Source organism: Murimonas intestini (genome assembly GCF_024622195.1).
Taxonomy (GTDB): Bacteria; Bacillota; Clostridia; order Lachnospirales; family Lachnospiraceae; genus Murimonas; species Murimonas intestini.
Genome location: NZ_JANKBI010000003.1, coordinates 195,736 through 210,886, shown reverse-complemented (window position 1 = coordinate 210,886; position 15,151 = coordinate 195,736). Strand labels below are relative to the sequence as shown.

The following is a 15,151-nucleotide window of genomic DNA, read 5'->3' as shown; positions in this document are numbered from 1 at the left end:
TAACAGTTCGTTACTGTTCACTCCGTGACCAGTAACACGCTCCGCGATGCACAGAAACGGCAAAACCGCCGTTTCGCGCTGCAACCCTCGGGATTTTCGTGCAAATACGCACGAAAACACCTCGCGGTATGGTGACGTGTGAACAGTAACAACAGTTCTTCCACTATCCCACGAAGCGCTGTTATAGGTCAGAGGGCTGCCAAACAGCAGACGGCTTAATTGTAACCTATTTAGAAAAGGCAGGTCCCTTTCAGAAACAGCAGCAATCTCTGTCTCTTTCCGGTACCTGCCTGTTAATAATAATCTAAAGCTTTTGTTTATAACTGAACATGAAAAATTATTTTACCCATGCTCCGCTCCTGTCAAGGAAATATTTCTTTCCGTCTACGTCTATCCAGCCCGTTGCCATGGCTCCGTTTTGTTTCAGATAATACCACTTACCGCCTGTCCTTATCCATCCTGTAGCCATCGCCCCGCTGCTCTTTAAATAGTACCAGCTTCCGCCCACTCTCTGCCAGCCGGTCGCCATGGCTCCGCTGTTCTTTAAGTAGTACCAGGTATTGTTGATTCTCTGCCAGCCAGTTGCCATGACACCGTCAGGTTTCAGGTAATACCACACCCCCTTCAGTTTCACCCAGCCAACAGCCATGGCCCCGCTGCTCTTTAAATAGTACCAGTTACTGCCTAGTCTCAGCCAGCCTGTGGCCATTGCTCCGTTTCCTTTCAGATAATACCAGGTATTCCCCACCTGCTGCCAGCCTGTGGCCATTCGTCCGTCATTTTTCAGATAGTACCAGATACCTTTTACCTTCACCCATCCTGTAGCCATGGCTCCGCTGTTCTGAAGATAATACCAATCCTTCCCCAGCTTCAGCCAGCCGGTCTGCATATAGCCTCTGTTATTAAAATGATAATATTTACCATTTATCAGAGCCCACTGATTGGCAGGGTAGCCCTTATCCTCATATTCATACCACCACCCCTTAGTGTTCTTTTTCCACTTTCCATTTCTGGTGACAGCCTCCGGATGGGCCGCAGCTCCGCTGTTGACACTTTCTTCTGTCTGACTGTTATTCACAGGAGGATTTACTGCCCCACCCTGTGCGGGAGGATTTATTGCCGGCGCCTCTGTCTGAGGTATTTCTGTCTGAGGTGTCTCCGCCGGATTTGTCTGAGGCTGCTCTGTCTGCGGCGCTTCCGTCGGTTTCGTCTGTGGCTTCTCCGTCTGCGGCACTTCCGTTGGTTTTGTCTGCGGCTTTTCCGTCTGCGGCGCTTCCGTTGGTTTTGTCTGCGGCTTTTCCGTTTGCGGCGCTTCCGTTGGTTTTGTCTGCGGCTTCTCCGTCTGCGGCGCTTCCGTTGGTTTCGTCTGTGGTTTCTCTGTTGGTTTTGTCTGCGGCGCTTCGGTCGGTTTTGTCTGCGGCTTCTCTGTCTCTGGCGCAGACACTTTTTCTTCTACTGTGACCGTAAAATAACAGCTGATATTGCTGTCTATAGCATAACTGATCTTAACATTCTGTGTCCCCGTCTTATTAATGTCGAACCCGGAAATCTGGTACTCACCGGCAGACAGGTTTGACATGCTTCCGTCACTCCATACAGCGGAGACACTCAGTCCGGCTGTCTGAAGGCTTTCACCTTTTATATACTTTATCTTAGACGGTCCTTTACAGGAAATTCCTGTAACCTTTCTCTCTTCAGGCACACTGCCTGATTCTGACAGCTGCCTGCATTTTACATAGGCGCTGCTTCCATTCGTGTATGCAATATACGCCGTCCCGCTTGCTATCTTGAGTGTAATGTCACTGTTTGAATTGGCATCCACTGAACGGTCTACTGACTCCCCGGTTTTGCTCCAACTCCCATTTTTATACTGATACACTGAAAGTATATTTGCATCCCCGGCGCTCTCCATGGCGGCCACATAAGGAACGCCGTTCCAGACATCGATGCTGCAGCCTGTTGTGTGAGCTGATGTTACATGTCCGCCCAGCTTCTTCCAGCCGTTTCCTTCATACCTGTAGATATCTGCCAAGTTCTTTATGCCTTCACCTGAAATCGCTGCAAGGTACAGATTCCCGTCACTTCCTTTTTTAATAGTTACTCCATTCACATTACTGCCTACATGGCATACGCCAAGATCTGACATCTGGGCCCCTGAGATCTTTTTAACCACAATATCCTGACCGCTGGCGTAACGTGCCGCCACATAAGTCCCTGTCCCATCTGATGTCATCGATGGGGAATACAGGGCCCCAATATTGGAAATCCTGGGTTCACTCCCTGTATCCTGCAGATATGCTGCTCTCATTGTCCCCATTACAGCATCCGGCGTATAAGTAATATATGTGATATAAAGCCCGTCACTGGCAGCCTCTGCTCTGAAGCCTCCTGAGTATACATTATCCAGGACTTTCCTCTCACTCCACGTTCCGCCTGACAGCACCGACATATACAGGCTGCTGTTCTGTCCGGCCGCTTTTGTATAAAACATGCATGGCCTGCCTCTGAAAATAATCAGATTTTTATCTCCTGAATATGCCCCGCTGATCGCCGGTGCTGCGCTCTGCCATGTACTGCCTCCTAAGCCCGCCAGATAGAGGGATGCATTTCCATATTGATTATCATCATATGCCACATATATATTCTGATTTTCATCTGAAGCCATAACTATCTGCCCTGATGAACCGGACACTACTCCTCCGCCGCTTACTTCCCATATATCCAGTTTAGAAGAATCGCCAAATACAACATCAAATGTGATGGAATCTCCTCCGCCGGCGCCTACATTTTCAATTCTTATGCCAGAATTACTTCCGTCTGAGAAATTGATAATGTTTTCAGATGACGTGTTATCCCTGATTGTCTTTTTAAAGTCTGTAGAACCGTAAGATGTCCTGCCTGTGGAAGATGACAGATAAGAATTCTTTATTCCGTCAGAACTTTTGCTGCCGCAGTATTTTTCATCCGTCACACCGGGACGGAATACATACACTCCGTCTGGACCTCCGTAGTGATTGCTGAGATTGGCTGCTCTTGTATTTATCCTGTATATGATAAGTCCGCTCCCGTCAATCTTTGCATCAAGAGTGATTTCGCCGGGAGGCAGTGCATTCCCCCGTTTTCTGTACTCAACGACAAAAAACTCAGATGACGACAGAGGTGATTTCAATATTATCCCATGGTTTCCTGATGCCAGCTCCTGTGAGTTAAGGACAAGGCCTTTTGTTGATTCCGTGACTGTACTGAGGTTCACCCATCCTGATACAGCCTGCCTCAGATACGCCAGCGGATACTGCATATAGATAGATTCCGATGACATGATGTCCCAGCTTCCCACAGGACTGTCATCTCCCCCATTTCTGTACAGATCCGGATAGCCGATTGAATGAAGGAACTCATGGCTGATAACTCCCTGTTTGCTTAAGATGCTGTCAAACACCCCATAACCATTTAATATATTGTAAGTCCCCACATACTTTCCCCTGACCGTCTCTGTCCCGGGATAATCTGACTTATGAGAATAATAGGAGTTTTCACTATCTTCCACATATGGTTTATCTACTACTACAACAAGATTATCTATTGAACCGTCACCATTATAATCTAACTGCGAATTTCCAAGGCCGTCATTTTCATTAAGCTGCCTGATAACTGACTGTATGACAGTCACATCATTATCCCCCGGGGCATCCGGCACCACATATGGCGTGAATGTTTTACCTGCCGGGTCATACTGCGGAAAAATATTATGAACCTGAAATCTTCCATAGGAAATGGCATTCAGATAACCTGCAAAAGAAGACGCCGCTGAAGAACCATTCCACATTTCCATAATCTCATTCTCTCTGCCCTGTACAAAATTCTTTTTTGACAGGGGCACAAACTGCACAAATACCACCACATTGGCGAATTCCTGCACACCTCCCGGTACAGCCGCCGCCTCTGAATAAAGCCCGGGCAGCGCACTGACGAGCAGGCATACTGCCAGAATCACTGATAAAAATCTTTTCATTTTTCCCATACATATCCCCCTGTGCTGCAGTTATGGCTCCATATCCCATATGGTGCAGATATTTCTTATAAAAACCTTAATTTTATCTTAGCACTAATGAAATGGTATGGCAACTTCTATTATCAGCAATATGTATTTTTATTTACGCTTCCGTCAATATCCGTCCCTGTTCAGTTATTCTTGTTATCCTTTTTCCGGGCTTTTTCTTTTTGGGCCGCCCGCTTTTCTCTGTATTTATCTCTTAACCTGGCTATCATCTCAATAAGCATCTGATTTGCTACCTGTCCCATATCTGCCTCCTAAATATTTCATTCAATTTTTCAGATTCCCTTTATAAGTTCCTTATAAAAACCCACAGCCTGCACAACAGACTCCGTTGATATGTTCTCATCTATGCCGTGCACGGATTTAAACTGCTGGTTATTAATATCGATAGGTGCAAAGCGGATGACCGCATCGCACAGCCTGCCAAAATGCCTGGCATCTGTTCCTGCCGGTAAAATAAAGGGAGCGCATGCCGCATAATCAAAATATTTCTCAACACATGATTTTATATATTTGTAACCTGTACTCTCCAGGCTGGCCGGAGGATAATACTCATTGCCTTCCTTCGCGTCACTCATTACGATTCCATAGTCAGCTGCTGTTTTCTGAAGTATTTCTATCTCTGCTGACAGATCGTCTTCATTGACACAGCGGAGGAAAAGCTCTGCCCGGCAGCTGCCGTCCTCTACAGTATTTATATTTTTGAACGTGCCGCTTGTGCCAAGCATGGCACCCGCCTGTTCATTCATCGCCGGAATGATCCTTTTTAGAAGCCCTCCAAAAAGCCACATATTAGCAAAAATGATCCGCATGGGAAATGACATATAAGGAGCCAGCCCGTCGAACATAGCTCTCAGCTGCGGGGAGATCCTGCGGATAAACGGCGGATGGCTGTGGACCCTGCTTATGAAAGAGGCCATACGCACCTCCGGAGTATCTGTTTTTGCCATAAGGCCTTCATGTCCGCTGCTCTTTCCCGCAGTCAGGTTTATAGTATGCCTGCCCTTTTCATGTACAGCAAGCATGGCGCATTTACATGAAATTCCGCTCATAGGCGCATCTATAACTGCACCGCCTTCATCCAGTATCCATTCAAACCTGATCCCTTCTTTCCTAAAGTATGAAACTGCCAGAGGGATTCCGTCACCTGCGATCTCTTCATTATGTGAAGAAGCCAGATAGATGTTGCAGGCTGGCTCAAAGCCTTCATTAAGGAGCTCCTCAATTGCAGAGAATTCTGCAAAGAGAGGTGTCTTCGTATCTACTGTCCCACGCCCCCATATGCACCCTTCTGCCACTTTCCCCGAAAAAGGGGGATATTTCCACCCGCCGCTGACAGGCGCCACATCATGGTGAGACATAACCATGACATTGCGCGCAGTATCCCTGCCCGGTATCATGTATACATAACAGTCATCCCCAAAGATCCTGAGACTGGCTCTGCGTGACATGACTGGAAAAAGTTCTTGTATAACTGTCCTGAGCTTTGAAAACTCTGTATCATCATACGAATCTTTATGTGAAACAGTTTCGCAGGAGATAAGCCTGGCAAGCCGCTTTGAATAATACTCTTCCGACTCAGGTGTACCCTTTTTTTCTTTCTCTTTCAGGCTTCTGGCCGACACTTTGCATAAAACAGCTCTTATTGTCACAACAGCCAGCAGAATAATTAATATACACAATATTGTTATTAAGATAAAAATCGCCATCCCGGTATCCTTTCAGCCTCAGGAGCTGCATTATCATGATTTGCTCCTGTCTGCATTTATAGTTTCTAAAACTTCTTTTTCCTCATATCTTAAAAAGGCCAGCACAGCCAGCAAACTGAATATCCCGCCTGCTATGGCCGTGTATTTCAGCCCTGCCCTTCCTACATTTTCACCTGCCGCCGCCCCTATTACTGTAAGGGAAGGAACTATCATGATTGCAAGAGAATTGCCCATTTTCACTACAAAGCTTCTGGCTGCTCCAAAAATCCCCTCCTGGTTCACGCCTGTAGTGACTGTGTCATACTGGATCACATCTGCCATCATTGAACCTGGAAGTACATTGAGCACTGCAAATGGAAATGAAACAAACAATGCAAATATACATGCCATAACCATTTTATTGCCCGGCATAAAATCGCTGACACAGATCGCCAGTTCAGCCACAGTAAATACAATACAGCCTGCAATAATCGGCAGCCGCTTGCCTCTCCGTTTTGCCCATTTGTTAATAAAGGGGTACAGAAGGAGCGAACCTGCTATTGATATAGCCAGTATGAGGACGGATGATGTCTCCGGCAGTCCCATAAGTGAAGTCACATAATACATAATGCACGCCTGAAAAAAAGCCATCCCTGTATTCTCCAGCAGCTGCCCCAGGGTAACACACCTGAAATGCCTGCTGGAAAAAGCATGTTTTAATGATTCTGTGAGAGTGACATTTGGCCGCACAGACTGCACATATTCTTTTTCACGTATAGTAAAAACAGGAACCAGCAGCAGTATAATTCCTATTACCGTAAAAATAAGAAAAGTTATCCTCCACGCAGCCAGGGGTTCAAACCCCGCACTCTTCCAGCCATTTACAATGAGCGGAGTCACATATCCTGCCGCGCTCCCGGTCACAAAGAAAAAGGAGCTGACTGTATACGCATTCACCCGCATGGCCCCCTCCTGGATCATCTCAGGGATCAAAGCATTGTGCGGAATCATATATAAAGTATAAAACAGATAATACCCCCACAGAAAAACAGCTATCCAGACTGAATTCACAATCCCCGGGCCATCAGACGGCACACAGAAAATAAGAAGCGCACACAGGCCAAATGGCACAGCGGCAGCTTTCATCATTGGAATACGCCGCCCATCCTTGTGCCGGCTCTTATCACTTCGGGAGGCAATCAGGGGATCAGTAACGGCGTCAATGATATGGCCCACTGCCTTAATGAATCCAATCACTGTTAAAATGCCAAAAATAACAACGCCCTGGGTGATCAGTGTGGGCAGCCCCGATTCTTTTGTGGGCTGGTAAAAATAAATTAAATAATTATTCAGCATAGCTGTAAAAAGACCCACCGCAAACTGCGGCAGGCAAAGCCTTATGATAACATTTCTGTCTACTTTCCTCTTCATTTTCTCTCTCCTTCCTTTTGCTCATTATATCACAGCAGCCCGTATTGATAAAGTTAATTCGGGGTGTTCACTCCCTGACCAGTAGCGTTTCACAATGGGGATAGTCGTAAAAAGAAAAATGTGTTATGATAATAAAAAATCAAAAAGAAAGTACTGTGAGGAGATATTGTGAAAAAGGGACAGATTTTAGAAGGAACCATCAGAGAAGTAAAATTTCCTAATAAAGGTATCGTTGAGGCAGATGGACGTGAGGTCATCGTAAAAAATGGCGTTCCGGGACAAAAGGTACGTTTTTCTGTCAATAAAATCAGGAAAGGGAAGGCCGAGGGACGGCTTCTGGAGATCCTGGAGCCATCACCGCTGGAGATCCCGCCTGCATGCATCCATTTTGGAACATGCGGAGGATGCATTTACCAGAACCTGCCTTATAAGGAACAGCTGGAGATCAAAGAGGCTCAGGTGCGCGAGCTGCTGGACGGAGTGTGCAGTGAACTGGAATTTGAGGGAATCAAGGCCAGTCCAAAGCAGAACAGCTACCGCAATAAAATGGAGTTTTCTTTTGGGGATGAAGTAAAGGACGGCCCGCTGGCTCTCGGTATGCATAAACGCGGCAGTTTTTATGACATAGTAAGCGTCCCCGAGTGTAAGATCGTAGATAAGGACTATAATAAAATACTGAAATGTGTCTTAAGCTTCTGCAGTGAACAGAGCATGACTTTTTACCACAAACTCACCCATAAAGGCTACCTGAGGCATCTGCTGGTGCGCAAGGGCGCCAGAACAGGAGAGATCCTCGTGGATCTTGTCACCACTACCCAGGAAGAGCATAATCTGGATATGCTTGTCATGAAGCTTCTGAGGCTGAAACTGGAGGGCTGTATTGTCGGCATCCTGCATACTGAAAATGACAGCCTGGCTGATGTTGTACAGAATGACAGAACAGAAATTTTAACCGGAAAAGATTATTTCTATGAAACTCTGCTTGGGCTTAATTTCAAGATATCACCCTTCTCCTTCTTTCAGACGAATTCCCTTGGTGCGGAAGTTCTGTATGAGACAGCACGCTCCTATGTGGGGGAAACTAAGGATAAGGTAATATTTGACCTGTACAGCGGAACAGGAACAATAGCTCAGATTCTGGCCCCTGTGGCTAAAAAAGTCGTAGGCGTGGAGATCGTGGAGGAAGCTGTAGCCGCCGCCAAGGAAAATGCAGCTCTCAATGGCCTGGAAAACTGCGAATTTATTGCTGGAGACGTTCTGAAGGTGATCGACAACGTAACAGATAAACCTGATCTCATTGTTCTGGACCCGCCCAGAGACGGCATCCATCCCAAGGCACTCGAAAAGATAATCAACTTTGGAGTTGACCGCATCGTATATATCTCCTGTAAACCCACAAGCCTTGTAAGAGACCTGGAAGTACTCCAGGGCAGAGGTTACCGGGCTGTTAAAGCTGTCGCTGTGGACATGTTCCCTGGTACGGCACACGTGGAGACAGTATGCTTATTGTCCAGGCTTAACGCCGCACAGCATAAAATCTAATAAGACAAAGGATGAGAATGCTATGAAATTGCTTTACGCGGAGGATGAACGGCCGCTTTCCGAAGCGGTGGTGGACATCCTTACTTATCATAAATATATTGTTGACGCCGTGTACGACGGCGAGGATGCATATGATTACGCCCTGACTGGCGGCTATGATGGTATTATCCTGGATATCATGATGCCCAGGCGGGACGGGATTGATGTTGTCTCTGCCCTGCGGAAAAACGGGTGTAAAACTCCAATTTTGCTTCTTACAGCAAAGACACAGATTGAAGACCGCATCCGGGGGCTGGACATGGGAGCAGATGATTATTTACCGAAACCCTTTGATATGGGCGAATTACTGGCCCGTATCCGTTCCATGCTGCGCCGGCGGGAAGTATTCCACCCCGATCTGCTTTCCTTTGGCGACCTGACCCTGAATATACAGTCCGGTTCACTGTCCTGCGGGGATATGGAATTTATACTGCCCAAGCAAGAATACCGTCTGATGGAACAGCTGATGGCAAATCACAAAATTTTTCTTTCCTCCGAGGACTTGCTGGTAAAAGCCTGGGGCTATAATGCAAAAGCCGATATCAACAGCGTTTGGCTCTATATCTCCTATCTTCGCAAAAGGCTTGCCGCTATGAACTCCGGCGTGGAGATCGTGTCAAAACGAAATATCGGCTACCGTTTGGAGATTCCTATATGATGAAAACACTGCGAAAGAAATTTATTCTCTTTGCCATGTCTGCAGTTACCATTCTTCTGATAGTATTGATTGGGGCTATTAATGGATTTAGCTGGATTATTCTGGACAGACAATCGGATTCCATATTACACACTTTAGTTAATGCTGACGGAATGCCCTTACCGATGGATTTTCCTGACCAATGGCCATTTATGCCGGCGCCGGATATGGATGCTGTAAAATCAGCCCTCTTTTTCATAGTTCATACAGATACTAACGGCAATGTTCTTGATGTTAATATCGACCAGATATCATCAGTCGACACGGAACAGGCAATACAATATGCCGGGCAGATTACCGGTACCTCAGGCAAAATTGACGGATACAAATATGAGGTGAAGCAGCTGGGCACAGACCGGTTGATTTTCTTCATGGAGATTTCAGCACAGATCAGCATTTTTATTATGGTACTGAGCGTATCCTCCGTAATCGCAGTGATATGCTGGCTTGTGATTTTATTATTTGTAGTTATGTTTTCCAGCCGGTTTGTTCGTCCAATCATCGCAGGGATAGAAAAACAAAAGCAGTTTATAACAAACGCCGGACACGAGCTAAAAACGCCCCTGGCGATCATCCAATCCAACAATGATGCCTCTGCGCTGATTCATGGAGAAACAAAGTACAGCAAGAATATCCGGCTTCAAACCCAGCGGCTGAATGTCCTTATGACGAATCTCCTGACCCTTGCCAAGTTGGATGAAGAGGTGAAGCTCCCCACAGAAACGGTGGATATCAGCGAACTGATCTGCGGGATATTTTCGGCCTATGAAGATTCCGCGTCAGAAAAACAAATTACACTGTCCGCAAAAATTCAGCCCCATATTTTGATGCAGATACACATGGAGACCTTTATGCAAATGATATCCATCCTGCTGGACAACGCCGTAAAATATACCCCGGAGGGCGGAACGATTTTGTTTTCCGTGCGTACCGAAGGAGTACATATTAAAATTTTGGAAGAAAACACCTGTGAGAATCCCCACGGCACTGACCCCGAACGGCTCTTTGAGCGGTTCTACCGCGGGGATGATGCCAGGACACAGAACAGTGCCTCCTCCGGATATGGGATTGGGCTTTCTGCCGCACGTGCCATTGCAGAGACTTTCGGCGGAAAACTGACGGCAGAGTATCCTGAAACAGGGAAAATCCGCTTTACTGCCTTCTTTTAATACAATTTCACAAAATGTTCACAAACCTTTCCGCAAGTATTCACATGTGGGAAGGTTTTTCTAATGTTGCTCATAGGTTCGGCTTTTATAATGAGAATAGAAAGGAGGAATGCCACATGCAATACAGACATGAAGTAAAGCATGAGATCAGCAATCTGGATATGCTGATTTTACGGCAAAAGCTGAAAGTCGTTATGATGCCGGACATTCATGCCAGAAATGGGCAATATGAGATTCGCAGCCTGTACTTTGATAATCTGGATGATAAAGTATTGCGGGAAAAATTGGACGGTGTGAACATCCGTGAAAAATATCGGATTCGTCTCTACAACAATGACCCCTCTGTCATTCACTTGGAACGAAAGTTCAAACACGGTGAGCTTGGCTGTAAGGATTACGCTTTACTCACCCCAGAGCAGGCACAGGCAATCGTAAATGGCGATACCCGCTGGATGGCCGCGAGCACTGACGAAGTAATACTCAGGTTTTATACCCGGATCTGTGCTGAAGGCCTGGCGGCAAAAGTGATTGTTGACTACACCCGTGAGCCATTTGTGTTTGATCCCGGCAATGTCCGCGTTACTCTGGATTACAACATTCGAACCGGACTTCGCTGTACTGACTTCTTAGCCCCCAATTGCACGACCATCCCCATACAGGGTGATCCCTGTATCCTGGAAGTGAAGTGGGACAGCTTTTTGCCCGATATTATTCGTGATATTGTACAGCTCGAAGGCAGACGCAGTACAGCATTTTCAAAATATGCGGTCTGCCGTATGTATGAATAAAATTTACAACATAAAGGAGAAACCCGACTATGACTTTTAGTGATATTTTCAAATCAAGTTTTCTGGAAAATATATCTTCAATCAGTATCTTTGATATGATTCTGACCATTATACTATCCTTTGGCATTGGACTGTTTATTTTTCTTGTCTATAAGAAAACCTACCGCGGCGTAATGTATTCCGCAGGCTTTGGTACAACATTGATCGCTCTGACTATGATTACGTCTATCGTAATCCTTGCTGTAACCTCCAATGTAGTCCTGTCCCTGGGTATGGTAGGCGCTCTGTCTATCGTCCGTTTCCGCACTGCCATTAAAGACCCGCTGGACATTGCATTCCTGTTCTGGTCTATCGGAGCAGGCATTATTTTAGCCGCCGGAATGATTCCTCTGGCTATTATCGGCAGCATCTGCATTGGTATCATACTGCTGGTATTTGTCAACAAGAAATCCAATACTCATCCTTATATTGTGGTTCTGCGCTGTACAAATCACGATGCGGAGATAAAAATAAAAGAATTTCTCGCAAAAACTGTAACCCGGTCAACAATTAAAAGCAAATCCGCTGTAAAGGGCGCTGTTGAACTGAACATTGAAGTCCGCCTGAAGGACGATGATACCGATTTTATAAATATTCTCTCAGAGATGCCCGGTGTTAACAGCGCAGCCATTGTCTCTTACAACGGTGATTATATGGGGTAAACTATGTCAGGAAGTAAACATTTTGAAAGAATTGCATGGGTCGTCACAGTTCTGACGCTGGCCGTTACAATTCTGTTCTTGAACGGTGCGTCACTTGGTATTGAAGCAATGGAGCACACCATGGGATACGAAGACCGCTTATTTGACAACACAAGGGTTCATAACATTGATATTGTCATGAACAACTGGGATGAATTCATTGCGAATGCCACAAGTGAGGAATACTATGCAGCCAATGTAGTGATTGATGGGGAAGCCTGCAAAAATGTAGGGATTCGCGCAAAAGGCAACACCTCCCTGTCTACGGTAGCTACCCTCGGCAGTGAACGCTACAGCTTCAAGATTGAGTTTGACAAGTACGACAGCACTAAATCCTATCACGGTCTGGACAAACTGAGTCTGAATAATTTGATCCAGGATTCTACCATGATGAAGGACTATTTAACCTATACTATGATGGGCAAATTTGGAGTGAATTCCTCTTTGTGCAGTTTCATCTATATTACGGTCAATGGGGAAGATTGGGGACTGTATCTGGCCGTTGAAGGTGTGGAGGAAGCCTTTTTAGAGCGCAATTACGGCTCCGGCTACGGAGAACTCTATAAACCGGACAGCATGAATTTTGGCGGCGGACGCGGTAACGGTATGGATTTTGATCCGTCTGCCATGTTTGGCACTGAAGGAAGTGGTGGTTTCAGTTTCGGAGGCGGCTTTGGAATGGGTTCTTCCGATGTGAAGCTGCAATATATTGACGATCAGCTTGACAGCTATTCTAATATCTGGAACAATGCAAAAACTGATATTACCGAAGCCGACCAAAGGCGTCTGATTGAAGCTCTGAAAAAGTTGTCCAACGGTGAGGACATTGAATCTGTGATTGACATTGATCAAGTGATTCGTTATTTTGTAGTTCATAACTACGTCTGCAACGATGACAGTTATACCGGCATGATGGTCCACAACTATTATCTTTATGAAGAAGACAGCCGGCTGGCCATGATCCCGTGGGACTATAACCTCGGGTTTGGCACATTCAGCGCCGGAGACGCAACCACCACAGTCAACACCCCCATCGACACCCCGGTTTCCGGAGGTTCCTCCGACAGGCCTATGCTGAATTGGATTTTTGAAAACGAGGAATACACCCAGCTGTATCATCAGTATTTCTCCGAATTCATTGAAACCACGGATATTACGGACATTATCAACAATACTTATAATCTGATCAAACCCTATGTGGAAGAGGATCCCACCGCGTTTTATACCTGCGAAGAATTTGAATTGGGTGTCCAAACCCTCCGTCAATTCTGTGAAATGCGAAGTGAAAGCATTTCCATGCAGCTTGAAAACACGGAAACTACCAACAACATGAGCTATGTGGATGCTTCCGCTATTACACTCTCAGACATGGGTTCCATGGGAGGCGGCATGGGTGGTTTTGGGGGAGATATGCCAGGCTTTCCGGAGAATATGCCGGAGGATATGCCGGAAAATATGCCAAAAGATATGCCGGAAAATATGCCCGAAAATATGCCAAAAGATATGCCGGAAAATATGCCCGAAAATATACCCGAGAATATGTCCGAGAATATGTCCGAGAATATGTCCGAGAATATGCCCAAGAATATGCCCGAGAATATGCCCGAAAATTTTACAGGAGAAATGCCCGAGGGATTCGATCCTTCAAATCTCCCGGATGATTTCTCTGATAATTTTATGGGGCAGTCCTCCGGCAATAAAGCAATACCCGCACCATCCGATTCTTCAGACTCAGCGGGAGATATAAATGCAAATGATCCCTCCGGCGGTAATCCGGAAATACCCGGCAGTAAGCCTTCCTTTGACATGAAAGGTGCAGTTACTTCTTCAGCCGGCCCCAATGAATGGATATGGCTTGCCATTTCGATTGTCATTCTCTCTGCAGGTTTGATTGTGGCGAAAAAGTATAAACGTTGAGCCAGACTGCGCATCCTCCCGGAGTGGTTTCTTCTATAGGAAACGGAGTTTCCTATAGAAGAAAAAGGAGCTGCACCATGCAGCTCCTTCATCCTACTTTACTATAGGCAATAATCTCTCTTATCAACCGGCAGCTTACCTCAGTCCTGCCGGCTTCAAATCTGATACCAGCTTTATTCCTCTGTCTGATCCTCTTCTTCACTGTCATCTGCATCATCGAAGTAATCATCGAAATCGTCATCGAAATCATCTTCAAAATCTTCCAGATAATCTGGTGTGAAGTAACGGTATACTGCATATGCAATAGCTGCCACTGCAGCTACGGCTCCAATAATTGCCAGTATCCATAATACTGTATTTTTGTGCTGCTCATCTTCTTTTTTCTGTAAGCTTGCAATTAAATCTTCTAATTTATTCATTTCACGCACGTCCTTTCTTTTATAATATCTAGCTGAACTTGTATCTTGTGATTAGTATATCACCATTTGAGAAAATTTACTATAAAAAAAATCTAATTTCGTGAAAATTAATAATCTTCTATCAAAAGCCCAGATCGTCAAGTATTTCTTTAGCTTTTGCCACACAGTGGTCGCATCCTTCTATGGTTACTGTCTTGTCAGCAAGACTCACTTTAAAGTCCAGGCCAGCCGCTGTCATAGCTTTTGTGATTCTTTCTACGCATTTTTCACAGTGCATCTCTTCTACATTTAATACTGTTGTCATAATATATTCTCCTTTTTTCATTTACTATTTTAGTGTCAGATCTATTTCATAAGTTTTTGGATCGTTTTGCACAGTTCATCAACAACTTCTTCATTGCCGCCTCTGATATCTTCCACCACACATGTCTTGATATGATCTGAAAGCAGGATTTTATTAAAGCTGTTAAGGGCGGACTGGACCGCTGACACCTGTGTCAGGATATCAACACAGTAACGTTCCTCATCAACCATATTCCTGATCCCCCTGATCTGGCCTTCTATCCTGTTCAGGCGGTGCACCAGATCCTTATATTCCTTATCATCTCTGTGCTTCTGCTTATGGCAGCAGCTCTCTTCTGTCATACTCCACCTCCTCTATGAC

At 45.6% G+C, this 15,151-nt stretch carries 12 protein-coding genes; 6 read left to right on the top strand and 6 right to left on the bottom strand.

Annotated features, from left to right (window positions below):
- Positions 1–337: 337 nt before the first annotated feature.
- From NSB28_RS07020 to NSB28_RS07010, 3 genes are all read right to left on the bottom strand, one after another.
- Positions 338–4,021: a bacterial Ig-like domain-containing protein gene (locus NSB28_RS07020; protein WP_109626204.1), complete on the bottom strand. Its 3,684-nt coding sequence runs from the start codon at positions 4,019–4,021 to the stop codon at positions 338–340.
- Between the two features lie 311 nt (positions 4,022–4,332).
- Positions 4,333–5,766, bottom strand: a complete 1,434-nt coding sequence (locus tag NSB28_RS07015) for a M20/M25/M40 family metallo-hydrolase (RefSeq protein WP_109626203.1) — start codon at positions 5,764–5,766, stop codon at positions 4,333–4,335.
- A 33-nt stretch (positions 5,767–5,799) separates the two neighbouring features.
- Positions 5,800–7,176 carry an MFS transporter gene (locus NSB28_RS07010; protein WP_109626202.1) on the bottom strand — a complete coding sequence of 459 codons (1,377 nt, stop codon included), beginning with the start codon at positions 7,174–7,176 and terminating at the stop codon, positions 5,800–5,802.
- Between the two features lie 168 nt (positions 7,177–7,344).
- On the opposite strand from NSB28_RS07010, the gene rlmD reads away from it, so the two are divergent.
- The 6 genes from rlmD to NSB28_RS06980 all read left to right on the top strand — a co-directional run bounded on the left by rlmD (position 7,345) and on the right by NSB28_RS06980 (position 14,068).
- Entirely contained in the window at positions 7,345–8,718 is a 1,374-nt protein-coding gene (gene rlmD, locus NSB28_RS07005) for a 23S rRNA (uracil(1939)-C(5))-methyltransferase RlmD (RefSeq protein WP_109626201.1), read from the top strand.
- A gap of 22 nt (positions 8,719–8,740) precedes the next feature.
- Positions 8,741–9,415: a response regulator transcription factor gene (locus NSB28_RS07000; RefSeq protein WP_109626200.1), complete on the top strand. Its 675-nt coding sequence runs from the start codon at positions 8,741–8,743 to the stop codon at positions 9,413–9,415.
- Entirely contained in the window at positions 9,412–10,623 is a 1,212-nt protein-coding gene (locus tag NSB28_RS06995) for a sensor histidine kinase (protein WP_109626199.1), read from the top strand. The genes NSB28_RS07000 and NSB28_RS06995 overlap by 4 nt, the downstream gene beginning before the upstream one ends.
- Positions 10,624–10,739: 116 nt before the next feature.
- A complete protein-coding gene (locus NSB28_RS06990) occupies positions 10,740–11,411 on the top strand; it encodes a polyphosphate polymerase domain-containing protein (protein WP_109626198.1) in 672 nt (223 codons plus the stop codon).
- A 29-nt stretch (positions 11,412–11,440) separates the two neighbouring features.
- Positions 11,441–12,112: a DUF4956 domain-containing protein gene (locus NSB28_RS06985; RefSeq protein WP_109626197.1), complete on the top strand. Its 672-nt coding sequence runs from the start codon at positions 11,441–11,443 to the stop codon at positions 12,110–12,112.
- Positions 12,113–12,115: 3 nt separating this feature from the next.
- A complete protein-coding gene (locus NSB28_RS06980) occupies positions 12,116–14,068 on the top strand; it encodes a CotH kinase family protein (protein WP_257497607.1) in 1,953 nt (650 codons plus the stop codon).
- Positions 14,069–14,241: 173 nt separating this feature from the next.
- Here the strand turns inward: NSB28_RS06980 and NSB28_RS06975 are convergent, their stop codons facing one another.
- The 3 genes from NSB28_RS06975 to NSB28_RS06965 form a co-directional block, all read right to left on the bottom strand.
- Positions 14,242–14,487: a hypothetical protein gene (locus NSB28_RS06975; RefSeq protein WP_109626195.1), complete on the bottom strand. Its 246-nt coding sequence runs from the start codon at positions 14,485–14,487 to the stop codon at positions 14,242–14,244.
- 121 nt (positions 14,488–14,608) lie between these two features.
- Complete coding sequence (locus tag NSB28_RS06970) at positions 14,609–14,791, bottom strand: heavy-metal-associated domain-containing protein (protein WP_109626194.1); 183 nt, start codon at positions 14,789–14,791, stop codon at positions 14,609–14,611.
- Between the two features lie 41 nt (positions 14,792–14,832).
- On the bottom strand, positions 14,833–15,132 hold the full coding sequence (locus NSB28_RS06965) for a metal-sensing transcriptional repressor (protein ID WP_109626193.1): 300 nt from the start codon (positions 15,130–15,132) through the stop codon (positions 14,833–14,835).
- Positions 15,133–15,151: the final 19 nt, after the last annotated feature.